This window comes from Alkalihalobacillus sp. BA299 (assembly GCF_017745675.1).
In the GTDB taxonomy this organism is placed as follows: domain Bacteria; phylum Bacillota; class Bacilli; order Bacillales; family Bacillaceae_F; genus Alkalihalobacterium.
In genome coordinates this window covers 17555-41203 of record NZ_JAFLJM010000022.1, presented here as the reverse complement: position 1 = coordinate 41203, position 23649 = coordinate 17555, and the positions used below count along the sequence as shown (strand labels likewise).

Here is a 23649-nt window from a genome sequence, read left to right as displayed (position 1 = left end):
AGTTATAGATACTATGGAAACTATCCTTTCTGTTTTGTTAAAAGTACAAGCATTGGAAGGAGAGACAATAACTTGGTGACGAATGGGCTGAAGTGGTTATTTTTAATTATCGGAACAATGATTGGTGCAGGCTATGCTTCAGGAAGAGAGCTTTGGGAATTTTTTGGAAGTGAAAGTGGACTAGCAATTTTTTTGTTTGCGATATTATTTATTGTTTGTTGTACAGTCATATTGAAAATAAGCTACAACTCTGGATCCTCACACTATATTCCAGTGCTACAAACTTTAATGGGAAAGCAGTTTACTAAAGTATATGATGTTATGATTGTCCTATATTTATTTTCTACAACAGTTATTATGCTCGCGGGTGGGGGAGCAACTTTAGAAGTGATTCATTTACCCTATTGGTATGGAATTGGTATTATTTGTACTTTATTAATCTTATTATTTGTATGGGATACAAAAGGAATGACATCAATGAATGCCTTTGTCATACCAGTGTTAATTGTCTGTTTATTAACCGTGTTATTTGCATTTCAATATATGAAAGGATTCCCGATTGAGTTTTTATTTCATGAACAAAGAAATTGGCCAGCAGCATTAACATTTACTGCGTTAAATATTTTACCTCTTATCGCCGTATTATCAGCTATAGGAAAAGAAATAAAATACGAAGGGGAAATTTGGATTGCGAGTGTGGGGAGTGGACTGATTTTAGGATGCATTTCTTTTCTTTATAATGAATCGTTACTTCAGGTGGCAGGAGAGATCATCCTATATGAAATCCCACTATTTGCAATTTTAAAACATTATCCATACTATATGGTCATATTAATGTCAGGTTTATTATGGATTGCGATATATACAACAGCGGCAGCTGGAGTGTTCGGCCTTGTTTCACGATTTAGAGAGTATGTTAAGCTGCCTGTTTGGCTATTAGCAACCGTACTTTTATTAATGATGATCCCACTAACTACATTTGGTTTTTCGACATTGATTTCAATCCTATACCCGCTTTATGGAATTTTGAACTTATATGTATTAGCTTCAATCCTTCTATACCCTATTTTAAAACGGAAAACGTAAAGCTCTTCAGCTGTACGTAAATCGATCCCTAAAGTAATATGGTTTACGAAAACGGCTAAATTTAATAAAGAAATTTGTGAATACGATTCCTACTTTTTGTTATAGTAGTGTATAATAACGTTAAATTGGACGAACGTCTCTGAAGTAGAGGAGAGCGATTCATGAGCGATAAAAATTTTGAAATTAATGACATTGTTGAAATGAAAAAAGCCCATCCATGTGGAGAAAATCGTTGGAAAATTATTCGTATGGGGATGGATATTCGAATTAAGTGTCAAGGTTGCAATCATAGTGTGATGTTACCTCGTAGAGAATTTGGTAGAAAATTAAAAAAGATTATTGAAAAAGGGGAAAAATAGTACCCGACGAGAAGCTGACTAATTCATAAAGTGTTGGACACTCATTGCGTTATATAGGATTGATATGGTAGTAGCTATGTAATGGTTTCAATGAGTGGGAAAATACTTAGTTAGTCAGCTTCTTGTTTTTTTTTTGAACTATCTCTATAATTGTGAAAGGTATAAAGATAATGGCGATTTTATGCAATTTTTTAATCTAAAGGAAGTGATAACCGATGGCTTTAACAGCTGGTATCGTCGGTTTACCGAATGTTGGTAAATCAACTTTATTTAATGCAATTACACAAGCAGGAGCAGAATCAGCAAACTACCCATTCTGTACGATTGATCCTAATGTTGGTATGGTTGAAGTGCCAGATGTTCGTCTTAATCGATTAACAGAGCTCGTACAACCGAAAAAGACGGTCCCAACGACGTTTGAGTTTACTGATATTGCTGGGATTGTTGAAGGGGCAAGTAAAGGGGAAGGGCTAGGAAATAAGTTTTTATCTCACATTCGACAAGTTGATGCAATTTGTCATGTTGTTCGTTGTTTTGAAGACGAGAACATTACTCACGTATCGGGCCGTGTTAATCCTATAAATGATATTGAGGTTATCAATTTAGAATTAATTTTGGCTGACTTAGAGTCGGTTGATAAACGAATTGATCGTGTAGGAAAGATGGCGAGACAAAAAGATAAAGAAGCAATGGTTGAGCATGAGGCATTATTGAAGTTAAAGGAAGCTTTTGAAAATGAAAAGCCTGCTCGTAGTGTGGACCTTACCGATGCTGAAAAGAAAATTGTATATGGACTTCATTTGTTAACGATGAAACCGGTATTATATGTAGCGAATGTAAGTGAAGAAGATTTACTAAGTGGCGATAATGAATATGTTAAAACTGTAAAAGAGTTTGCAGCAAGTGAAAATTCAGAAGTGATTGTGGTTTGCGCAAAAATCGAATCAGAAATTGCTGAATTAGATGGTGAAGAAAAAGCGATGTTCCTAGAAGAGTTAGGTATTGAAGAATCTGGTTTAGATCAGCTCATTCGCGCATCCTATCATCTTCTTGGTCTTCGTACATACTTTACCGCGGGCGTACAAGAAGTTCGAGCATGGACGATTAAACAAGGCATGAAAGCACCACAAGCCGCGGGTGTGATCCATTCTGATTTTGAACGTGGATTTATTCGTGCGGAAGTTGTAGCTTACAATGATTTGGTAGAGGCAGGTTCCATGACAATTGCCAAAGAAAAAGGAAAAGTCCGTCTTGAAGGAAAAGAATATATCGTTGAAGATGGAGATGTGATCCATTTCCGATTTAATGTTTAAATTCAATACTTGTATAGTACAATCTACTCTGGTATAATAATTCAATGTGAGTAAATGACATTAGTTTTTTGCTCCTTGCTCCACGAAATGGAGCCGTTAGACCAAAAGGAGGTGACGAGGAATGCGTAAATACGAAATTATGTACATTATTGCGCCAAACCTTGATGAAGCTGCTACAAAGGAAATTATTGAGCGATTCAATGGCGTATTAACTAATAATGGTGCAGAAATCGAGAAGGTTGAAGAAAAAGGTAAGCGTCGCTTAGCTTATGAAATCAATGACTTCCGTGAAGGTTATTATGTTTTAATCAACGTAATGGCTAATCCAGAAGCAATTGCTGAATTTAACCGTCTTGTGAAGATTAACGAAAACATTATTCGTTTATTAATCGTTAAAGACGAATAGTAATAGACAATCAATAAAAGTGAAAGTCCTTGGGAGGGGTTCTGATGATTAACCGTGTCGTCCTTGTTGGGCGTCTAACAAAAGACCCAGAGTTACGTTATACTCCAAATGGTGTAGCAATCGCTAACTTTACTCTTGCTGTAAACCGAACGTTTACAAACCAGCAAGGAGAAAGGGAAGCAGATTTCATTAATTGTATTGTTTGGAGAAAGCCGGCTGAAAATGTAGCAAACTACTTAAAAAAAGGAAGTTTAGCTGGAGTCGAAGGCCGTATTCAAACACGTAGCTATGATAATAATGAAGGTCGCCGAGTGTATGTTACAGAAGTTGTCGCAGATAGTGTACAGTTTCTTGAACCGAGAGGCTCAGGTGGTGGTGGTTCTCAAGGAAATGACTTTTATAGTCGAGGACAGGCACCTGGTGGGCAAGGAGGATACGGGCAACAGAATCCAAGTCCAAATCGTAACCAATCTAGGTTGGACGAGGATCCGTTTGCATCAGATGGTAGTAGCATCGACATTTCGGATGATGATTTACCTTTCTAATCGCAAATCAAAACTCCCGATAATTTACAACTAACGTGAATTGATTATATAACACAACTTATAAAAGAAGGAGGAATTACGATGGCTCGTAGAGGACGTGGACCAAAACGCCGTAAAGTATGTTACTTTACAGTAAACAAAATCGAGAAAATCGATTACAAAGATACAGATCTTCTTAAAAAGTTCATTTCAGAGCGTGGTAAAATCTTACCTCGCCGTGTAACTGGAACTTCTGCAAAATACCAACGTCAATTAACGACTGCAATTAAGCGCGCTCGTCAAATCGCTTTATTGCCGTATGTGAATGAAGTAAACTAATTGACAAAAATAAGTATTAGGCATGATAGAGATACATTCTCTGTCATGCCTTTTTATTTAAGAATAAGAAAATATAAATTTCGAGGATGTCTAGCTGCAGGTGTCATCGGCTCGAGGTCGCTTCGGTCCATCAAACGTGTCTAAAAGTCAAGACACTAATTGCTGGCCCCCAGCGCTTGTCGCCGATAAGCAGACACCTTGCGCTTTTCTTGTCTAGCTGCAGCGCCCAGCGTCTAGTGAGACTTCCCTCACCGCCGTACGATAAGTCAACATCAATTCACTAACGTTCATTGTGTTTCCTTTATCTCCTGCGGCTCAGTCCAGTCCATACGTCGCTAAACGGGCGCTTGCGCTTTTCTTGTCTAGCTGCAGCGCCCAGCGACTAGTGAGACTTCCCTCACCGCCGTACGATAAGTCAACATCAATTCACTAACGTTCATTGTGTTTCCTTTATCTCCTGCGGCTCAGTCCAGTCCGTACGTCGCTAAACGGGCGCTTGCGCTTTTCTTATGAGGAGCAGTTTTTTTTAGAATTATTGTATTTGTCGATAATAATTAAAATTTATGATGTAAGTGGATAATCATGGAGGAGCCGTATGCGATGACCCGAACGTACGGATCTGTGAGAGGCGGATGAATTTATTCATGCGCCTATTCTATTTTTTGAAAAATGCATAATTCAATCTCATGAAAGGGTAACTTAGATAGGATACTAACAAAAAAAGATAAAAATTTTGAGAAAACCGTTGAAATTTTAAAATAATCAGTTTATAATTTCAATTAAGGAAAACGTTTCCCTAAACAGTTGTAGCTAATATTCTTGTAAATTAAGGCATATATTTTTAAATGTTTAGGTTGTTAGCGGTTTCAAATATAAGATAAGGAAAACGTTTTACTGAAATTTATTAGCAAAATGAGTAAACTACACGATAGCTAAAGGGGAGAATATAAGTTTTGAAAAAACTATATGGTGTAACAACAGCAATGATTACTCCTTTCAACCAAGATGGAAAGGTTGATGTTGAGGCGATTAAGTCTCATACCGAATTTTTAATTTCTAAAGGTGTTAACTGCTTATATCCACTTGGTACAACGGGTGAAATGCTTAGATTAAGTGTTGAAGAGAGAAAATTAGTAGCTTCAACAGTTGTGGAAGCAGCAAGAAATCGAGTGACTGTTTTTATTCATGTTGGGGCAATGAATCAAGAGGACACAATTAGTTTAGCTAAACATGCACATGAAATTGGTGCAGATGGGATTGGTATCGTAACTCCGATATTCTTCAGTGCGAATGATCGTGAGCTAGAAGAGTACTTCGTAACTGTATCATCAAATGTGCCAAGCGATTTCCCAATTTACTTATACAGTATTCCGCAGTGTGCGGCAAATGATATTACACCAGAGGTTGCCCAAAAAATTGCTGGCAGATGTGAAAATGTAATTGGAATCAAGTATAGTTATCCAGATTTCCTTCGTGTCGGTGAATATCTTCGCATTAATAACGGGAATTTCTCTGTTTTACCTGGAGCAGATCGTCTTTTCTTAAGTGCTTTAGCTATGGGATGTGACGGGGTTGTCTCTGGAGTATCAAGTGTTTATCCAGAGCCTTTCGTCAATGTATATAGTGCCTATATCGAACAAAAGTTAGATGAAGCTAGAGAAGCTCAAGTTATCGCTGTTCAATATTGTGAAACTTTAAAAAACGGAAGCAACATGTCTTATTTTAAAGAAGCCTTAAAACTGAGAGGAATAAATGCAGGTTTCATGAGAGCCCCTCAGCTTGATTTAACTGATAGTGAAATAGAAGCATTAGATCAACAATTAAAACGCTTACCTCCAGTTAGTCCTTTAAATGTATAGGAATATGTAAGCTTTAATCAAGTGTTGGAGGTGGACAATGAGGCAAAAGCCGAGAGTGACTGTAGTCGGTAGTATTAATATGGATTTAGTAACAAAGGCAGATCGATTTCCCAAGAAGGGTGAAACGATTTTAGGATATGACTATAGTCAATATCCTGGTGGGAAAGGAGCTAACCAAGCTGTTGCGGCTGCTAGGTTAGGAGCCGACGTTTCCTTCATTGGTTGTGTTGGAAACGACCTGTTTGGAGAAAAATTAAAACAGATTCTCGTAGAGGAAGGTATTAACATTGAAGGGCTTGCTGTCAGTGAAAAAGCACCTACAGGAGTGGCTCAAATTACGGTCGCAGAAAAAGAGAACTCCATCATTGTTGTACCAGGAGCTAATCACGATCTAAAAAGGGAATGGTTAGAAAAACATCGCGCGAAATTATTGTCATCGGATATTCTGTTAGTTCAATTAGAAATTCCTTTAGATGTTGCAGAAACGGTGATTAACATTGCTGATGAAAATGAAATTCCAGTTATTTTAAATCCTGCACCAGCCCAAAGGTTAGACGATAAGTTGCTAGAGAAAATTACCTATCTCACACCTAATGAAACGGAGATTCGAGTGATCAACGCAGATGACGAGAGTAATTTTGATAAACAACTTGATACCTTATTAGAACGGGGGGTACGTACGGTCATCCTGACTAGAGGAGAAGCTGGTGTCATTTTTACAAGTCAAGAAGGATTACAGTTTAAAGATAGTTTAAAAGTGGAAGCTGTTGATACAACGGGTGCTGGAGATACGTTTAATGGCGCATTAGCGGTGGGGGTTGCAAAAGGCCACTCTGACTGTAAGGCGGTTGAATTTGCGATTAAAGCTGCAGCGCTATCTGTGACAAAATTTGGAGCTCAGTCAGGTATGCCTAGGTTAGAGGAAATCGAGAACGCTTAACAAAGTAAACTAACGAAATGGGAAAAGGTTTCAGTGAAAAGAACATGTAGGATTAAACCTCTCATAAGGAGTAAACTGCTATAATAAAAAAAACGTTTTACTTCCGGAGGTTGATGTATGGGTAAAGTAACAATTAAAGATGTGGCTAAGCAAGCGGGTGTCTCTATTACGACAGTTTCTAAAGTGATCAATGGCAAAGGAAATTTGAGTAAAGAGACACGTGACCATGTAATGAAGGTTGTAAAAGAACTTCAGTACAGTGTCAATGCAAACGCTCGTAGTTTGAAAGCGGCAAAAACGAATAAAATTGGAGTCATCGTTTCAGACATCTCGAATCTATTTCTTATGTCGATTGCGAAGTCGGTTGAGAATGTGATTCGTTCGATTGATTACCATATGGTGTTAATGAGTCATAACGACGATAGGGATACGGAACGTGAGCTTTTACATCTCATGTTAGAGCAACAAGTGGATGCGCTTTTTCTGTTTCCTACAGGAGGGAATGCGGATCTGATCGAGAACATTCTAAGTCGTAAAATACCTATTATTGCTGTGGACCGAGAAGTGGACGGGGTTGAGACAGATTACATTGCCGACGATCATTATTATGGGTCTTTTGAATCAATTGCTCACCTTCATTCATTAGGACATGAAAAAATTGCTTTTTTATATGGACATCGAAAAAATTCGATTGGGCGAGAGCGTTATGACGGTGCAATCGACGCATTCAAACAATTTAATATTCCGATAGAAGAGGCTTATATCAAGTGTGCAAACTTTTCAGAACATGAGGCATTTCGAGCAACAACAGAATTGTTGTTACTCCCAACTCCTCCGACTGCTATTTATAGCTCTAACAATACGATGACGGTAGGTGTCCTTAAAGCAATAGAGGAACAAGGCTTACGTTATCCTGATGATATTTCTGTAATTGCGTTTGCTGAACCATCACAGTGGGAGTTATTAAAACCATCTTTAACATTAATGACTCAAGCTTTACAGCGTATTGGTGTCGAGGCAGCAATTATGCTAAAAAATAGGTTAACGATGGAAGAGGATTATCCTCCAAAAAGAGTAATCATTAAACCTAAATTGCAAATTAAGGATTCGACTGCACCACCTAAAGCAACATAAAACGACTAAATGAAAAAAGGAGTGGGGAGAAGAATGAAAGTAGTCGTAACTGATATTACTTTTAATGATTATGAGGAAGAAAAGAAAGTATTTGATGCCATTGGTTGTGAATTGATTATTAAAGATTGTAAAACCGAAGATGAAATCATCGAAGTTGCTAAAGACGCTGATGGACTTCTTAATGCTGCAGCTCAAGTAACACGAAGAGTAATTGAATCATTACCTAATTTAAAAGCGGTTTCACGCTATGGGATTGGCGTTGATACCATCGACACGGAAGCCGCTTCTGAACGTGGTGTATATGTAGGAAATGTTCCAGATTATTGTCATGCTGAGGTTTCCGACCATGCTCTAGCGTTAATTTTAAGCTTTGCTAGAAAAATTGTTGTATTAAATTACAATACCAAAACGAAACATACATGGTCTGTTTTTGATGAAGCGCCAATTCGGAGGTTTTCCACTCAAACAGTAGGTCTAGTTAGCTTTGGTAATATTGCAAGGTCGTTATGCAAAAAGTTACAGGCGATTGGCTTTAAAGTCATTGCGTCGGACCCATATTGCAGTCAAGAACTAGCTAGAGAGTATGATGTTGAGCTTGTTTCTATGGAAGAGCTAATGAAACGTTCTGACATAGTCAGTGTTCATGCACCGCTTACGAAAGAAACACACCATTTTATTAACGAAGAGCTTATTAATTTAATGAAGAAGGATGCGTTTATCGTTAATACAGGTCGAGGACCTGTTATTGATGAGAAAGCCCTTGTAAACGCTTTAAAAGAAAAGAAAATTGCTGGTGCGGCATTAGATGTTATTGAGGTGGAGCCGATTGATCCTAATAACCCTCTCATCCAAATGGATAATGTCATTCTTACACCGCATGCTGCTTTTTACTCTGAAGAGTCTTGCAACGAAATGAAACGAAAAGCCGCACAAAATATTGCGGATGTCCTTTTAGGGAAAGAACCGAAATATTGGGTGAATAATAAGGAATTTGTTAAATAAAAATTAAAAACTTTGGGGGAATGAGACATGTTTAAATTTAAAAAGTTATTATCACTAGGAGTCGTTACATCACTTGCTTTTTCATTAGCAGCTTGTGGAGGAGGAGAGACATCGCCATCCACTTCAGAATCTAGTGGAGGAAGCGATGCTCCGGTTCAAGAAGAGGAATATGTTCTAAAAATTGCAGCAGGTACGATGAGTCCAGAGTTCTCTCTAGCTAAAACATGGAGGTATTACGAAGAAGAGCTAGAAGCACGTTCAGACGGTAGAATCAATGTAGAACTTTACATTTCAGGTGAACTTGGTGGGGACCGTGAATTATCAGAAGCGGTACAGATGGGTGAGATTCAAATGGTTGCCCCGTCAACAGGCGCTATTACAGGATTTAGTTCAGCCTTTAACATTTTTGACTTACCTTTCTTATTTAAAGATCGTGAAACAGCATATACCGTTTTAGATGGCGAACCTGGTAAGAAGGTGCTTGGAACCTTAGATGAAATCGGCTTAAAAGGATTAGGTTATTTTGAAAACGGATTCCGTAACTTAACAAATGATGTTAAACCAATTGAAACAGCAGCAGACATCGAAGGTTTATCTGTACGTACAATGGAAAATGATATGCATATTGAGGCATGGAGATCACTTGGAGCAAATCCAACTCCAATGTCATTTGAAGAACTGTACACTGCCTTGCAACAAGGAACTATTGATGGACAAGAAAACCCGCTTGGATTAATCCGTGATATTAAATTGTTTGAAGTACAATCACACCTTGCTATGACAAATCACGTTTATAGTCCATATGTTATCTTAATGCACAAAGGCTTCTATGATAGTTTACCAGCAGATCTCCAACTAATTGTTGAAGAAGTAACTACAGATGCTACTGAATACAACCGAGGTCTAACTTTAGAAGAGGAAAAAGATGCAAGAGAAACGTTAGAAGCAGAAGGTATGCAAATTACAGAATTACCAGCAGAAGAAATTGCAAAAATCCAAGAAAAGATGGAGCCAATTTATGACCAATTTAAAGATAGAATTGGTGAGGATCTATTAATGGAGTTTCTTTCTATGACAAAGCAGTAATATTAAATGATTTTTTACAACAAGCTCGGGAACAAAGCTTTACCCGGGCTTTCCTTTTAAGGGAAGCCATGTTTGTCTTCGAAGGAGGAAGGCTGATGATTAAAAAATTAAATGAAAGTTTAGAGGAATATCTCTTAGTTTCTTTATTGGCTGTAGCTGTTTTTTCAGTAGCTTTACAAATCTTTATGAGATATGTCATCGGAAGCTCGCTTTCATGGTCAGAAGAATTAGCTCGTTATTGTTTTATCTGGCTCATTTACATTGCTATTGCTTACGGAGTGAAAAAAGGTCGTCATATTACGTTTGATACAATCTATGATATTCTACCTGACAAAGGAAAAAAGGTCATAGAGCTAGTGGCAACTATTATTTTTGGCTTATTTGCGCTCACGATGATTTATTACGGATATAAAGTTGTGATGCAAATTGCTAGCTACGGTCAAACGAGTCCAGCTATGGGAATTAGTATGGTACTTGTTTATTTAGCTGCACCTGTAGGAATGCTGTTAACTACTTTCCGAGTTGCTCAAAATATTTGGCTGATCATTAAAAATTGGAATAAGCCCATTGTTAAGGAAGAATTGTTTTAAGGAGGGACCATTATGGTTGCTTTAGTATTATTTGGTACATTTATCCTTCTATTTATGATAAGAGTACCTATTGGTATAGCATTAGGTGTAGCTAGTTTAATTACCATTTTTTATAGCGGTGGGATCACCCCGATGTACTTAGCTCAAGGGTTAATTACCTCGACTGATTCATTCCCATTAATGGCTGTTCCGTTTTTTATCTTAGCAGGTGAAATTATGGGACAGGGCGGGATTTCCCGAAGACTATTTAATTTTGCTAAAGTCATTGTCGGAAATATCACAGGGGGGTTAGCCATTGCAACGGTGGTGACATGTATCATCTTTGCCGCGATTTCAGGCTCAGGTCCAGCAACTGTAGCTGCAATTGGAGGAATGGTTATTCCTTTGATGGCACAGCAAGGCTATGATAGAAAATTTGCAACAGCACTTGTTGCTTGTGCGGGGACAATTGGAGTTATTATTCCTCCAAGTATTCCGATGGTTATTTATGGAGTATCTTCCACGACATCGATTGGAAACCTATTTATCGCAGGAATTATCCCAGGCCTTTTCATTGGCTTATTATTAATGCTGTATAGCTATGTGTATGCAAAAATGAATCAATTTGATGTAGGAGCCGATCGTTTCGATTTCAAAGAGCTATGGACTAAAGCAAAAGATGCCTTTTGGGCTATCCTCATTCCTGTAATCATTCTTGGAGGGATTTATGGTGGAATCTTCACACCAACGGAAGCTGCTGTTGTTGCGGTTGTTTATGGTCTAATCATTGGCGTATTTGTCTATAAGGAATTAAAGCCAAACATGCTCTTTAAGGTTTTCGCTAATTCAGCGTTAACAACAGGGGTTATTCTTATCATTACAGGGACGGCAACAGCATTCGGGCGAATTTTATCATTAGAGCGAATTCCAGCGATGATTGGATCAGCGATTACAAGCATTTCTGATAACACAATTGTCATTCTGCTTCTAATCAATGTGTTCCTCCTTTTAGTTGGTACGTTTATGGACACCCTTGCAGCTATTATTATATTAACGCCGATTTTATATCCAATTGTTACGCAAATGGGGATTGATCCAGTACATTTCGGAATCATTATGGTTGTAAATCTAGCCATTGGTTTTATCACGCCTCCTTTAGGAGGAAACCTATTTGTTGCGGCAGGTATTACTAGATTAGCGATATGGGATATAGCCAAGGCTGCTTTACCTATGTTCATCTTAATGGTGTTAGCGCTTTTATTAATCACCTATTTCCCTAGCTTTAATTTCTTAATGTAGAAGGGAGTGGTGGTCTCTACTTCGACCACCAACCTTCCTCACCTTCATCCAGATCCATCGATAATTGAATTGGGTATGTGAATGAAGTAAACTAATTTTGTCTAAATGAAAGGTATAGTAGGGATATTAAATTCCCTACCATACCTTTTTATTATGTGTAATATTGTTTCACTATTAGGTTAAGCATCACCTTCCTCATTCCATATAGGGAAGACTGTAGAATACTTAATTTCCCTTAAAGCTAAGCTCGTTTGAATCTTAGTGACACCAAGTTCATTTAACTTCCTAATAAAAGTTTGTAAATCCTTCCGATCTCTGTTAGCGACTTTTAATATGTAATCATACTCACCCGTTAAACAATGACACTCTAATACTTCGGGCATCTTTTTTAATACATTCTCTAAACGATCCAGCTTTTCTGCTTGATGAATATTTGTACTAATAAAAATAAAACATAATAAATCAAAACCAAGCTTCTCTGGATCTAAAATGGCAACTTGTCGATTAATATATCCTTCGTTTTCCAAACGCTTGATCCTTGAATGTACAGCAGGAGAAGATAAATTCACACGTCTTGCTATCTCCGCATTACTTAACTGCGCTTGCTTTTGTAATATATCTAAAATTTGAATGTCAATATGATCGAGCACTTTACTAACGATCGATTCCATTCCTAAATCCCCCTTTTCGATTATTCAAAAAATACCCCTTTTTACATGTGAAAATAAAATTAAATTTCATTAAACGGGATAAAAACTTTAATTTATTTCGAATTATTTATATTATACAAAATTTTATATTGAGTATTAAGTAAAAATGTTAAAATTATTAAAAATATAAATGAGATATGCTTATTTTTTCTTTTACTAAGGATTTTAACTTTAATTTAAGGCTCATTTAAAAAGGAGGTAAATATGCGCTATTTCTATTTTTTGTTACTACTTTTAACAAGTTTATTATGGGCAGGGAACTTTATTGTAGGAAAATGGCTTGTTGGCCACGCTTCTCCAATGACTTTAACAAGTTTAAGATGGGTAATTGCTGTTATTTGTCTCATACCTATGGTTTGGTGGACAGAAAAAAAGATACTCCCACCACGTCAGGCAATACTGCCTTTAATGTTTATGGGAATTACAGGAGTCGCACTATTTAATGTTCTACAATTTGTTGCCTTAGAGCAAACGTCGGCTACTAACGTAGGCTTAATTTCCACGTTAATTATGATGTCAATTGCTATTTTTTCTGGTTTGTTTTTAGGAGAAAAACTAAATCTACTTCAAATCGTTTCTATGCTCTTTTGTTTAGTAGGAGTACTTCTAGTTCTAACAAAGGGAAATAGCAATCTATTATTTTCGTTACAATTTAATATAGGAGATTTATACATGATGGCTGCTGTATGTATTTGGGGGATATACGCTGTATTTAGTAAATGGGCAATGATATATACGTCACCGATGATGGCTACATTATATTCTGGTATATTTGGACTAATCGTTCTTGTACCGTTTAATAACGCTAATTTTACTGTATCTAATATAAATGCTTCTTTTATATATAGTATTTTATATACAGGTGTTGTTTCTACTGTAGTATGTATTGTGCTTTGGAATCTCGGTGTACAAAAATTAGGCGCTACGACTTCAGGAATTTTCTTGAATTTCAATCCTATTTTCACGGCCGCATTAGCTTTTGTGTTTTTAGGTGAACAAATGACATGGATACAAGTAATTGGTAGTACGATTGTCATTATAGGATGTTGTTTATTTACATACTTTAAGGAAAAGGTAATAACAACTAGAAAATTAGTTAAAGCAAGCTTGCAAAGCTCGTGAAGTAAATAGTAATGTTGTACAAACAGAATAAAAATCGTTTAGTTGATCCCAATTTCTCAAATACATGAGAGATTGGGGTTTTAGGGTTTCACTCAAAAATCTTTATTAAATGTTTTTTGGTAACATAATAACTAGTGCATGAAAGAACGTTTCACTTCCTTTCTTTAACTTTAATTCAAACTAGGGTAAAATATGATGAGGTAAAAAGTGAGGTGAAAATGTGAAGAAAACAAAAGCCTTAACGGAAGGGGCACTATTAGCAGCCTTGTTTGGCGTCGGTATAATCGCACTACTATTTATACCATTCATATCTATGGTTTTAATTTGGTTTATGCCTATTCCATTTATTATTTATGTACTTCGCCATGGGCTAAAGTCTGGCGTACTGTTCTGGGTTGTGACGTTGTTTCTAACGTTTATTATCTCTGGGTTACCTGGATTTCCTATCCCATTATTTTTCGGAGCTGGTGGTATTGTTGTAGGAGAGCTTTACCGAAGAGAGAAATCAGGGCTAGCTGTGCTACTTGGTGGAAGTTTAACGTATATTGTAAGTATTATATTATTTTTTATCGTTAGCATTGTTTTGTTAGGTATCCATCCTTTACATACAACTCAAGAATTAATGCGTCAATCGATTGAGACTGCAGAAAGTATGTTGGTAGGAATGGGGCAAGAAACAAATGAACAGTTGGTTGCGTTTTATGAGTTTATTGATATGCTTGGTGAATTAGGTCCATTGATAATTATTTTAATGGGGGTAACAACAGCACTTTTAACTCAAGTATTTTCAAGAATGATTGTAAAGCGTTTTTATCCAAAGGTCTCTTCTCTACCGCCTTTTAGGGAGTGGACGTTTCCGAAGTCATTTTTATGGTATTATTTAATTGTATCAATTTTGGTGTTAATTGAAGTACCAGAGACTTCATTTATTTATATAGTATTAATTAATTTATTTCCTTTACTTGGATTTATTATGACAGTTCAAGGTTTATCGTTTCTGTTTTACTATTGTCATGTGAAAAGAGTGCCGAAAGTTGTGCCTATTTTAGTAGCAGTCTTTTCACTGCTTTTACCTATGTTCCTGTTTATAATAAGAATATTAGGTATTGTGGATTTAGGTTTTGATTTACGTAAACGAGTAAAAAAGTAAAATTTAGTTAGGAATTTAAAGTAGGAGTTGACAATATGCCTAAGTTCTTGATGAATCGGTGGCATGGTTATCACGTAATTTCCTTATTTACTGTAGCAGCACTTTTTATCGGGATATTAACTTACTATCAATGGCAAGTAGGAGTTATGGGCTTTTTCATCTTAGGAGTTTTATTAATTTATACGATCCAAGCGAGAATTTCTTTTGAACAACAATTAGAAGAATATATCTCTACTTTGTCGTATCGCATTAATAAAGCAGGGGAAGAAGCTGTAGTTAACTTGCCAGTAGGTATATTACTTTATAATGAGGAAAATGTCGTGCAATGGGTCAATCCGTACATAACTCAAGTATTCGGAGATACATTCATTGGAAGGCCATTAATTGAACTATCAGAACCCCTTTTATCCATAATTGAAGAAGGTCATGAAGAAGAAATTATTTCATTAGATGGACATTTTTTTCGGATTGAACTGAAGAAAGATGAGCGGCTCATTTATTTCTTTGATGTTACAGAAACAGTACAAACGAAAGACATGTATGAAAAAGACCAGACTGTCTTTGGGCTCATCTATTTAGACAATTATGATGAAGTAACACAAGGGATGGATGACCAAGTTCGAAGTAAATTGTCAAGTCAAGTGACTGCGACGTTAAATAAGTGGGCGAGTGATTATGAGATATTACTTCGCCGGACGGGTTCTGATCGTTTTTTAGCCATTTTTAATAAGCAAACATTAAAGTTACTTGAAAAGACGAAGTTTGGAATCCTTGATGAAATAAGAGAAGTAACTGCGAAAGAGAAAATCCCAATTACGTTAAGTGTAGGAATTGGAAGTGGTGAGGGAACGACGAGAGAGCTTGGAGCCCTTGCTCAATCTAGTTTAGATTTGGCGCTTGGTCGCGGTGGAGATCAAGTTGCGATTAAAGAAAAGAATGGTAAAGTACATTTTTATGGTGGTAAGTCGAATGCGATGGAAAAACGCACTCGGGTAAGAGCTCGTGTCATCTCCCATGCACTAAGGGATTTTGTCGTTGAAAGTAATAAAGTAATCGTGATGGGGCATAAAAATCCTGATATGGATGCTATCGGGGCAGCTATTGGGGTTCTTAAGATCGCAGAAGTGAATGGAAAAGAAGGATATATCGTATTAGATCGAGAAGAGATTCATTCTGATGTCCAAAAATTGATGGAAGAAATTGAAGAGCATGATTATTTATGGTCACACTTTGTCACACCTGATGAAGCAGTAGAGATGGCAAATGATCAAACACTGCTAGTTGTTGTGGATACACATCGACCATCACTAGTTATTGAACCGAAGCTACTAGATCGGGTCGATCGAATTGTTGTCCTCGATCATCATCGTCGTGGTGAGGAGTTTGTTGCTGATCCTGTTCTTGTCTATATGGAACCATATGCTTCATCAACAGCTGAGCTAGTAACCGAATTACTTGAATATCAACCGAAAAAATTAAAAATGGATATATTAGAAGCTACAGCGCTATTAGCTGGAATTATTGTTGACACGAAAAGCTTTGCTATTCGAACAGGATCACGAACCTTTGATGCCGCTTCGTTTCTAAGGAGGAATGGTGCAGATACCGTCCTTGTTCAACGATTACTAAAAGAAGATATGGATCAATATATTAAACGTGCTAAGTTAGTGGAATCTGCTATCATCTATCATGATGAAATTGCGATTGCAAAAGCAGCAGAAGATGATATTTATAACCAAGTGTTAATTGCTCAGGCGGCAGATACTTTATTAATGATGGATGGGATAGTAGCAGCATTTGTTATCTCAACCCGTCAAGATGGGCGAATCGGAATTAGTGCTCGCTCGTTAGGTGAAGTCAATGTCCAGTTAATTATGGAGCAATTACATGGTGGTGGTCATTTAACAAATGCTGCAACGCAATTAGATGATATGTCATTAGATGAAGCTGAGGATATGTTAAGAGCTGCAATTGATGAATACTTTAAAGGGGGAAGTTAACCAATGAAAGTCATTTTTCTTGAAGATGTAAAAGGAAAAGGTAAAAAAGGAGAAGTAAAAAATGTAGCTGAAGGTTATGCTCGAAATTTCCTTTTTCCGCAAAATTTAGCGGTAGAAGCTTCAAAAGGGAATGTAAAAAATCTTGAAGCGCAAAAGAAAAGTGAAGAAAAGAAAGCTGAGGAAGAATTGTTAGAAGCAAAAAAATATAAAGAAGAGCTAGAGAGTATAACAGTTGAAATCAAAGCTAAAAGTGGTGAGGGCGGACGACTATTTGGTGCTGTTTCAACGAAGCAAATTGCTGAGGAATTAGCAAAGCTAAAGAAAAAAGTAGATAAGCGTAAAATAATGCTTGATGAACCAATTCGTTCTTTAGGGTATACGAATGTTCCAATTAAAATTCACCCTGAAGTAGTAGCGACAGTTAAGGTTCACGTAACCGAACAATAGAATGAAGTTCAATAAGTCCGGGAAAAATCTCGTCGGTAGAAGAACTTAGCGGATCCTTTAGTCCTCTCATGTGAACACCTATAAAAAAGAATATACAAAAATGGTTGATTTTAATAATCAACCATTTTTGTGTTTTATGGTAGAATATATGTCTGAGATCAAAAGATACAAATATAAGATAAAAAATGTAAACCGTAAAAATAGTAAAAATTACGAGTGATAAATTTTATATAGTTTTTATGGAGTTGTGTTACGGAGAGGAGGAAGAATAAATGAGTGATTTATTTGCTGACCGTACCCCTCCCCAAAATATTGAAGCGGAACAGGCTGTACTTGGGGCGATTTTTATAGAAGAACAAGCTTTAGTCACTGCCTCAGAACGATTGATACCAGAAGATTTCTATCGTTCTGCTCACCAACGAATCTATGAAATTATGCTTTTTTTAGCAGAAAAGGGAGAGCCAGTTGACCTCATTACCGTTACCTCAGAGCTTCAAGACCGAAAGTGGTTAGATGATATTGGTGGAGTTTCGTATTTAAGTGATTTAGCCAATGCGGTTCCAACTGCAGCAAACATTGATTATTATAGCCGGATTGTCGAAGAAAAATCATTATTACGCAGACTGATTCGTGTGGCTACGAACATTGCTGCAGATGGGTATACGAGTGAAGATGAAGTTGATGCCATTTTAGATACTGCAGAAAAAACCATCCTGGATGTCGCACAACGGAAAAATTCAGGTGCGTTTATATCGATCAAAGATGTCCTTGTCGAAACATATGATCGCATTGAAATGCTCGAAAAACAAACAGGTGAAATTACTGGGATACCAACAGGATTTGTGGAACTTGACCGGATGACAGCAGGTTTTCAGCGAAATGACTTAATTATCGTTGCAGCCAGACCTTCTGTAGGTAAAACAGCCTTTGCTTTAAATATCGCCCAAAATGTCGCCACAAAGACGGATGAGAACATTGCGATTTTTAGTTTAGAGATGTCAGCAAGTCAGCTCGTTCAGCGTATGTTGTGTGCAGAAGGAAATATCGATGCGCAAAAGATGAGAACTGGACAACTAGAGCCAGAAGATTGGCAAAAACTAACGATGGCGATGGGAAGTCTTTCAAAGGCAGGAATCTACATTGATGATACGCCAGGTGTTAAAGTAAATGATATTCGTGCCAAGTGTCGTCGTCTCAAACAGGAGAAAGGTTTAGGCATGATTTTAATCGACTATTTGCAGCTCATTCAAGGAAGTGGAAGAGGTGGCGAAAATCGTCAACAAGAGGTCTCTGAAATTTCACGTACATTAAAAGCCATTGCAAGGGAATTAGAAGTACCGGTTATTGCACTTTCTCAGCTGTCTCGTGGAGTAGAATCAAGGCAGGATAAACGGCCGATGATGAGTGATATTCGTGAATCAGGAAGTATCGAGCAGGATGCCGATATCGTAGCGTTTTTATATCGTGATGACTATTATGATAAGGAATCAGAGAATAAAAATATTATTGAAATTATTATTGCAAAACAACGTAACGGTCCAGTTGGCACAGTCGAACTAGCCTTTGTCAAAGAATACAATAAATTCGTGAACTTAGATCGACGCCATGAGGAAAGCAGTATGCCTCCAGGCGCTTAGAGTTCTAATAACGGAACAGAAGTAGAAAACATCAAAAAACTTACCAGTTAGAGACAGAAATCGCACCGATTTTGTCTCTTTTTTTACGTATAGTAAGCATTAGGGTATTTCAATATGTGAAATAATGGTTAGATGATTATCTGTTTAGTGAGACCGAATCGAATAGACGAATATTTACTTTCTTTTGTACTTAGGTTTTACGTGAGTGCATTGTATTGATTACGAACAAACAAATAAAAATAAATAAATAATGTTCGGGTTTTATTGACTTTAGAGAAGTAAATTGATAAACTAGCTATGGTTTGAGTAAGATCACTAATTTTTACACAACATACATAGAGGTGTAAAAGCAATTGTGGAGGTGCAGAGATGTCATCAGTAGTAGTTGTTGGAACGCAATGGGGAGACGAAGGAAAGGGTAAAATTACAGATTATCTTTCTGAAAAAGCAGAAGTAGTTGCTCGCTATCAAGGTGGAAACAACGCAGGACATACAATTGTTTTCAATGGAGAGAAATATAAACTACATTTAATTCCTTCAGGGATCTTTTATAAAGATAAAGTATGTGTGATTGGAAACGGTATGGTTATCGATCCAAAAGCACTCATTGAAGAGCTAAAGTATTTACATGATCGAAATGTCGATACGAGTAATCTTCGAATCAGTAATAGAGCACATGTCATTCTACCATATCACCTTAAGTTAGATATTGTGGAAGAAGAACGTAAAGGTGAAAATAAGATTGGTACGACGAAAAAAGGGATTGGACCTGCTTATATGGATAAAGCAGCTCGTATCGGGATCCGAATTGCTGATTTACTGGATCGTGAAGAGTTCGATAAAAAAGTGGAGCGTAACTTAGAAGAAAAAAATAGAATGTTTGAAAAGTACTATGAGGTTGAAGGCTTTAAAAAAGAAGACTTCTTAGATGAGTACTATGAGTATGGTCAACAGATCGCACAATACGTTTGTGACACATCAGTTGTTTTAAATGATGCATTAGATGATGGCCGCCGAGTACTTTTTGAAGGCGCACAAGGAGTTATGCTTGATATTGACCAAGGTACGTATCCTTTTGTTACTTCTTCTAACCCAATTGCTGGTGGAGTAACGATCGGTTCGGGTGTTGGTCCGTCAAAAATCCATCACGTAGTTGGTGTTTCTAAAGCTTATACGACTCGTGTAGGTGATGGTCCATTTCCAACAGAACTACATGATGAAATTGGTGATCGTATTCGTGAGGTCGGAAATGAATATGGAACAACGACAGGTCGTCCACGTCGTGTAGGCTGGTTTGACAGCGTAGTAGTTCGTCATGCTCGTCGTGTAAGTGGTCTTACGGACTTATCATTGAACTCAATTGATGTATTAACAGGAATTAAAACATTAAAAATTTGTACAGCCTATAAGTATAAAGGCGAAATTATTGAAGAGTTCCCAGCTAGTTTAAAAATACTTGCTGATTGTGAGCCTGTATATGAAGAGCTGCCAGGTTGGGAAGAAGATATTACAGGTGTTCATTCATTAGATGAGCTTCCTGCCAATGCTCGTCATTATGTTGAACGTGTATCTCAATTAACTGGAATACCACTAACGATTTTCTCAGTAGGTCCAGATCGTAACCAAACGAACTTAATCCGTGGTGTATTTGTTTAAAACCTAAAATTAGAGGCAAGAATAGGTGAGAGCTTATTCTTGTCTCATTTTAAATTTTAAAAAGCCCTTGAAATGAAATGAATTTTACAGTATTCTATTAAAGGTTGTATACAGTCTTTGAAGTAACTCTGTTAATAAGCCATATAAAATGAAAAACTTTTTTAAAAAAGTACTTGCTAACGAAAAGTATTTATGTTAATATAATTCTTGTCGTTGAAAAACTTACCGTAGTTCCGACACAGCAAGCTACGAAGCAAAGCTAGTAGAGGAAGGAACAGGTAGGACAGCGAAGCGACACATCGTCCGAAACGACATGAGAAACTACATGAATTAACTTCATGAGCCATTAGCTCAGTTGGTAGAGCATCTGACTTTTAATCAGAGGGTCGAAGGTTCGAGTCCTTCATGGCTCACCACTTTTACTTAAAAGTGGCCCGTTGGTCAAGCGGTTAAGACACCGCCCTTTCACGGCGGTAACACGGGTTCGAATCCCGTACGGGTCACCAATTTTTATAAGTTAAATATGATGCTGGTCCCGTGGTGTAGCGGTTAACATGCCTGCCTGTCACGCAGGAGATCGCGGGTTCGATTCCCGTCGGGACCGCCATAATAAAAAGTTTGGTGATGATGGCAAAGAGGTCACACCCGTTCCCATGCCGAACACGGAAGTTAAGCTCTTTAGCGCCGATGGTAGTTGGGGGATTCCCCCTGTGAGAGTAGGACGTCGCCAAACTTTTTATATTTAGGCTCGGTAGCTCAGTCGGTAGAGCAATGGACTGAAAATCCATGTGTCGGCGGTTCGATTCCGTCCCGAGCCACCACTTTATAGAGAATAGAAGTAGGAAAGTGGTAAGTCAGTATTCCTACATATTTAATAAAATTTCAAGATCTTACCTCAGACCTTTACATGCAAAATGCCGGGGTAGCTCAATTGGTAGAGCAACTGACTTGTAATCAGTAGGTTGGGGGTTCAAGTCCTCTCGCCGGCACCATTTAGTTCTATTTTTAAAAATTGTAAATATAATAAAAATAACAATACACCACTTTGTCGGTGTATTTTTTGTTTTTCCCGTTTAACTGGCGCTAAAATTCCCCCTTTAGGGCTTTTAAGAAACAAGAAAGGTAAAGTAAACCTTTGAATGAACACAGACTAAGAACGTCCCGTCCTGTGACAACGGCTGTTTGACCAGCATTTTACTGGCCTCAGTAACAACCTGTACATTTGTATACAGACTAATATTCAGTGGGAGATGAAGGAAAGCCCCATATGAATGAAGCTTCACTTTATTACAATTTTATTTCATTTTAAATTATCAGACACATCTTGCATATCTTGTGCTAAAATGATAAAAGTTGTAGAAGTCTGTCAATAAATAAATTTTGTGTTTAAAGGTTTTATGGGAGGATATTATGCATCTGTTAAAGACATTACGTGCTGATTATACTAAACGGAAAAAGCACAATAAATTAGTAGATAAATATAAAAATATAATTAATAACTCGGTACATAAAGTAAAGCTTGCTACAAGTATTGCTGCATGTTCTGCTCTATTATTAGCAGCGCCGACAGCTCTAGCAAATGAAAGTAACAATCTATTAAAAACGATATACCATGTATATGTTGAGGGTGAACGAATTGGATCGATTAATGATACACAGGCTTATGAAGAGCTAGTTAGTGAAAAAATCGATCAGTATAATGAAAAATATCAATCTTTAAATCTAGTTATTGGGGAAGATGTTAAACTGATCCCGGAACGAGTTTTCGAGGCAATGACAAGTACAGAGCAAACGGTAGATAAATTAGATGAAATTTTAACGGTAAAGGCGGAAGCTGTAGCCATCAAGTTCGATGATGAGACGGTTTTATTTGTTGAGGAAGAAGAAACAGCTAAAGAAGTTTTGCGTGAATTTAAATTGCAGTACGTTTCAGCAGAAGAGTTAGAAGCTTATGAAACACGTACAGAAGAGGATGAGGCACTAGTAGAACCTAGTGTTGGTGAAACGGAAATAAAGGAAATAACATTATCAGCAGAAGCAGAATATGAGAGCGGATTCGCTCACCCAGATGAACTATTATCTGTAGATGAGGCAGTTAAAATGTTAAACCTCGGAACATTAAAGGAAGATAAATATTCGGTTGCTGCTGGGGATGTTCTTGGGTCAATTGCAAGTGACCACCAGTTAAGTACAGATGAGCTTTTGAAATTAAATCCAGACATTACTAAAGATACACTTTTACAAATTGGTCAAGAAATGAATGTTACAGCTTATGAACCAGCTGTTACTGTAGAAGTTGAGAAGGTAAAAAAAGTAGAAGAAGAAATTACGTTCCAAACCGAGACAAAAGAAGACTCATCGATGTGGAAAGGTGATACGAAAGTTGTCCAAGAAGGAAAACCAGGGAAACGGATTGTAAGCTACGAAATAACACAGCAAAACGGGCAAACGATCAAACATCAGGTCCTAAGTGAAGAAATTGTCGAGGAAGCTGTTAATCGTATCATTGTTAAAGGAACAAAACAGTCGACATCGCGCGGTACGGGAAGTTTAGGTTGGCCAGCAGTCGGTGGTTACATTTCAAGCTATCAAGGTAATCGCTGGGGTCGCTTTCATAAAGGGATCGATATTGCACGACCTAGTAATTACAATATTTTAGCTGCAGATAATGGTACAGTCATTTCAGCTGGATGGCAAGGTGGATATGGGAATATCGTTAGAATTAATCATAATAATGGTATTGAAACATTATATGCTCATTTATCGTCGATTGATGTAAGAGCAGGCCAAACAATAGCGAAGGGCCAAAAAGTTGGCGTGATGGGGAGAACGGGTAATTCAACAGGTATTCACCTTCACTTTGAAGTGTATCAAAATGGTAAGCTTAAAAATCCAATGGATTACTTAAATCGTTAACATAAGCACAGAGGCTAGCGGTCATCAGCCTCTGTTTTTTTATATCTAGTTAAACGGTGGACGTTCGCATATCATTTTTAGCTAGGATTAGGTAA

Annotated in this window: 21 protein-coding genes, 5 tRNA genes and 1 rRNA gene; 26 read left to right on the top strand and 1 reads right to left on the bottom strand. The window is 37.3% G+C overall.

Annotation, left to right across the window (positions count from 1 at the left end; genetic code table 11):
* The first annotated feature begins 72 nt into the window (after positions 1-72).
* The 13 genes from J0N78_RS21695 to J0N78_RS21635 all read left to right on the top strand — a co-directional run bounded on the left by J0N78_RS21695 (position 73) and on the right by J0N78_RS21635 (position 11916).
* Complete coding sequence (locus tag J0N78_RS21695) at positions 73-1086, top strand: YkvI family membrane protein (RefSeq protein ID WP_209125210.1); 1014 nt, start codon at positions 73-75, stop codon at positions 1084-1086.
* A 161-nt stretch (positions 1087-1247) separates the two neighbouring features.
* Entirely contained in the window at positions 1248-1445 is a 198-nt protein-coding gene (locus J0N78_RS21690; protein WP_209125209.1) for a DUF951 domain-containing protein, read from the top strand.
* A gap of 215 nt (positions 1446-1660) precedes the next feature.
* Positions 1661-2758 (top strand): redox-regulated ATPase YchF, encoded by a 1098-nt coding sequence (gene ychF / locus J0N78_RS21685; protein WP_209125208.1) that lies wholly within the window; start codon positions 1661-1663, stop codon positions 2756-2758.
* A 121-nt stretch (positions 2759-2879) separates the two neighbouring features.
* Positions 2880-3164 (top strand): 30S ribosomal protein S6, encoded by a 285-nt coding sequence (rpsF, locus tag J0N78_RS21680; RefSeq protein WP_209125207.1) that lies wholly within the window; start codon positions 2880-2882, stop codon positions 3162-3164.
* Between the two features lie 44 nt (positions 3165-3208).
* Positions 3209-3709: a single-stranded DNA-binding protein gene (gene ssb, locus J0N78_RS21675; protein ID WP_209125206.1), complete on the top strand. Its 501-nt coding sequence runs from the start codon at positions 3209-3211 to the stop codon at positions 3707-3709.
* Between the two features lie 81 nt (positions 3710-3790).
* Positions 3791-4027 (top strand): 30S ribosomal protein S18, encoded by a 237-nt coding sequence (gene rpsR, locus J0N78_RS21670; RefSeq protein WP_209125205.1) that lies wholly within the window; start codon positions 3791-3793, stop codon positions 4025-4027.
* Between the two features lie 953 nt (positions 4028-4980).
* On the top strand, positions 4981-5886 hold the full coding sequence (locus J0N78_RS21665; protein WP_209125204.1) for a dihydrodipicolinate synthase family protein: 906 nt from the start codon (positions 4981-4983) through the stop codon (positions 5884-5886).
* Between the two features lie 37 nt (positions 5887-5923).
* Entirely contained in the window at positions 5924-6826 is a 903-nt protein-coding gene (rbsK, locus tag J0N78_RS21660) for a ribokinase (protein WP_209125203.1), read from the top strand.
* A gap of 117 nt (positions 6827-6943) precedes the next feature.
* Positions 6944-7960, top strand: coding sequence for a LacI family DNA-binding transcriptional regulator (locus J0N78_RS21655; RefSeq protein ID WP_209125202.1), 1017 nt, complete (start codon positions 6944-6946; stop codon positions 7958-7960).
* A 33-nt stretch (positions 7961-7993) separates the two neighbouring features.
* Positions 7994-8962 carry a C-terminal binding protein gene (locus J0N78_RS21650; protein WP_209125201.1) on the top strand — a complete coding sequence of 323 codons (969 nt, stop codon included), beginning with the start codon at positions 7994-7996 and terminating at the stop codon, positions 8960-8962.
* A gap of 27 nt (positions 8963-8989) precedes the next feature.
* The gene (locus tag J0N78_RS21645) at positions 8990-10048 is read left to right on the top strand and encodes a DctP family TRAP transporter solute-binding subunit (protein ID WP_209125200.1); all 1059 of its coding nucleotides are present in this window, start codon (positions 8990-8992) and stop codon (positions 10046-10048) included.
* A gap of 95 nt (positions 10049-10143) precedes the next feature.
* Entirely contained in the window at positions 10144-10638 is a 495-nt protein-coding gene (locus tag J0N78_RS21640; protein WP_209125199.1) for a TRAP transporter small permease, read from the top strand.
* Positions 10639-10650: 12 nt separating this feature from the next.
* A complete protein-coding gene (locus tag J0N78_RS21635) occupies positions 10651-11916 on the top strand; it encodes a TRAP transporter large permease (protein ID WP_209125198.1) in 1266 nt (421 codons plus the stop codon).
* A 179-nt stretch (positions 11917-12095) separates the two neighbouring features.
* Here the strand turns inward: J0N78_RS21635 and J0N78_RS21630 are convergent, their stop codons facing one another.
* Positions 12096-12587 (bottom strand): Lrp/AsnC family transcriptional regulator, encoded by a 492-nt coding sequence (locus tag J0N78_RS21630; RefSeq protein ID WP_209125197.1) that lies wholly within the window; start codon positions 12585-12587, stop codon positions 12096-12098.
* A 243-nt stretch (positions 12588-12830) separates the two neighbouring features.
* Between J0N78_RS21630 and J0N78_RS21625 the strand changes: the two genes are divergently transcribed.
* The 13 genes from J0N78_RS21625 to J0N78_RS21565 all read left to right on the top strand — a co-directional run bounded on the left by J0N78_RS21625 (position 12831) and on the right by J0N78_RS21565 (position 23554).
* On the top strand, positions 12831-13748 hold the full coding sequence (locus J0N78_RS21625; protein ID WP_209125196.1) for a DMT family transporter: 918 nt from the start codon (positions 12831-12833) through the stop codon (positions 13746-13748).
* Positions 13749-13968: 220 nt separating this feature from the next.
* Positions 13969-14898: a YybS family protein gene (locus J0N78_RS21620; protein WP_209125195.1), complete on the top strand. Its 930-nt coding sequence runs from the start codon at positions 13969-13971 to the stop codon at positions 14896-14898.
* Positions 14899-14933: 35 nt separating this feature from the next.
* Entirely contained in the window at positions 14934-16898 is a 1965-nt protein-coding gene (locus J0N78_RS21615; protein ID WP_209125194.1) for a DHH family phosphoesterase, read from the top strand.
* A 3-nt stretch (positions 16899-16901) separates the two neighbouring features.
* Positions 16902-17345: a 50S ribosomal protein L9 gene (rplI, locus tag J0N78_RS21610; protein WP_209125193.1), complete on the top strand. Its 444-nt coding sequence runs from the start codon at positions 16902-16904 to the stop codon at positions 17343-17345.
* Positions 17346-17617: 272 nt separating this feature from the next.
* Positions 17618-18982, top strand: a complete 1365-nt coding sequence (gene dnaB, locus J0N78_RS21605; protein WP_209125192.1) for a replicative DNA helicase — start codon at positions 17618-17620, stop codon at positions 18980-18982.
* A gap of 369 nt (positions 18983-19351) precedes the next feature.
* Positions 19352-20638: an adenylosuccinate synthase gene (locus J0N78_RS21600; protein ID WP_209125191.1), complete on the top strand. Its 1287-nt coding sequence runs from the start codon at positions 19352-19354 to the stop codon at positions 20636-20638.
* A 340-nt stretch (positions 20639-20978) separates the two neighbouring features.
* Positions 20979-21054 (top strand) — tRNA-Lys (locus J0N78_RS21595).
* 15 nt (positions 21055-21069) lie between these two features.
* A tRNA-Glu gene (locus J0N78_RS21590) sits at positions 21070-21144 on the top strand.
* 25 nt (positions 21145-21169) lie between these two features.
* Positions 21170-21245 (top strand) — tRNA-Asp (locus tag J0N78_RS21585).
* 10 nt (positions 21246-21255) lie between these two features.
* Positions 21256-21371, top strand: a 5S ribosomal RNA gene (gene rrf / locus J0N78_RS21580).
* A 12-nt stretch (positions 21372-21383) separates the two neighbouring features.
* A tRNA-Phe gene (locus J0N78_RS21575) sits at positions 21384-21459 on the top strand.
* Positions 21460-21554: 95 nt separating this feature from the next.
* Positions 21555-21630 (top strand) — tRNA-Thr (locus J0N78_RS21570).
* Between the two features lie 418 nt (positions 21631-22048).
* A complete protein-coding gene (locus J0N78_RS21565; protein ID WP_209125190.1) occupies positions 22049-23554 on the top strand; it encodes a peptidoglycan DD-metalloendopeptidase family protein in 1506 nt (501 codons plus the stop codon).
* The last annotated feature ends 95 nt before the right edge of the window (positions 23555-23649 follow it).

Bases quoted from the DNA above. Each gene is read 5' to 3' on its own strand.
- J0N78_RS21565 (WP_209125190.1), top strand. From the start codon at position 22,049: ATGCATCTGTTAAAGACATTACGTGCTGATTATACTAAACGGAAAAAG.
- rbsK (WP_209125203.1), top strand. From the start codon at position 5,924: ATGAGGCAAAAGCCGAGAGTGACTGTAGTCGGTAGTATTAATATGGAT.
- rpsF (WP_209125207.1), top strand. From the start codon at position 2,880: ATGCGTAAATACGAAATTATGTACATTATTGCGCCAAACCTTGATGAA.
- J0N78_RS21615 (WP_209125194.1), top strand. From the start codon at position 14,934: ATGCCTAAGTTCTTGATGAATCGGTGGCATGGTTATCACGTAATTTCC.
- J0N78_RS21645 (WP_209125200.1), top strand. From the start codon at position 8,990: ATGTTTAAATTTAAAAAGTTATTATCACTAGGAGTCGTTACATCACTT.
- J0N78_RS21655 (WP_209125202.1), top strand. From the start codon at position 6,944: ATGGGTAAAGTAACAATTAAAGATGTGGCTAAGCAAGCGGGTGTCTCT.
- rplI (WP_209125193.1), top strand. From the start codon at position 16,902: ATGAAAGTCATTTTTCTTGAAGATGTAAAAGGAAAAGGTAAAAAAGGA.
- ssb (WP_209125206.1), top strand. From the start codon at position 3,209: ATGATTAACCGTGTCGTCCTTGTTGGGCGTCTAACAAAAGACCCAGAG.
- J0N78_RS21650 (WP_209125201.1), top strand. From the start codon at position 7,994: ATGAAAGTAGTCGTAACTGATATTACTTTTAATGATTATGAGGAAGAA.
- J0N78_RS21640 (WP_209125199.1), top strand. From the start codon at position 10,144: ATGATTAAAAAATTAAATGAAAGTTTAGAGGAATATCTCTTAGTTTCT.
- J0N78_RS21635 (WP_209125198.1), top strand. From the start codon at position 10,651: ATGGTTGCTTTAGTATTATTTGGTACATTTATCCTTCTATTTATGATA.
- rpsR (WP_209125205.1), top strand. From the start codon at position 3,791: ATGGCTCGTAGAGGACGTGGACCAAAACGCCGTAAAGTATGTTACTTT.
- J0N78_RS21630 (WP_209125197.1), bottom strand. From the start codon at position 12,587: ATGGAATCGATCGTTAGTAAAGTGCTCGATCATATTGACATTCAAATT.
- J0N78_RS21600 (WP_209125191.1), top strand. From the start codon at position 19,352: ATGTCATCAGTAGTAGTTGTTGGAACGCAATGGGGAGACGAAGGAAAG.
- ychF (WP_209125208.1), top strand. From the start codon at position 1,661: ATGGCTTTAACAGCTGGTATCGTCGGTTTACCGAATGTTGGTAAATCA.
- dnaB (WP_209125192.1), top strand. From the start codon at position 17,618: ATGAGTGATTTATTTGCTGACCGTACCCCTCCCCAAAATATTGAAGCG.
- J0N78_RS21690 (WP_209125209.1), top strand. From the start codon at position 1,248: ATGAGCGATAAAAATTTTGAAATTAATGACATTGTTGAAATGAAAAAA.
- J0N78_RS21625 (WP_209125196.1), top strand. From the start codon at position 12,831: ATGCGCTATTTCTATTTTTTGTTACTACTTTTAACAAGTTTATTATGG.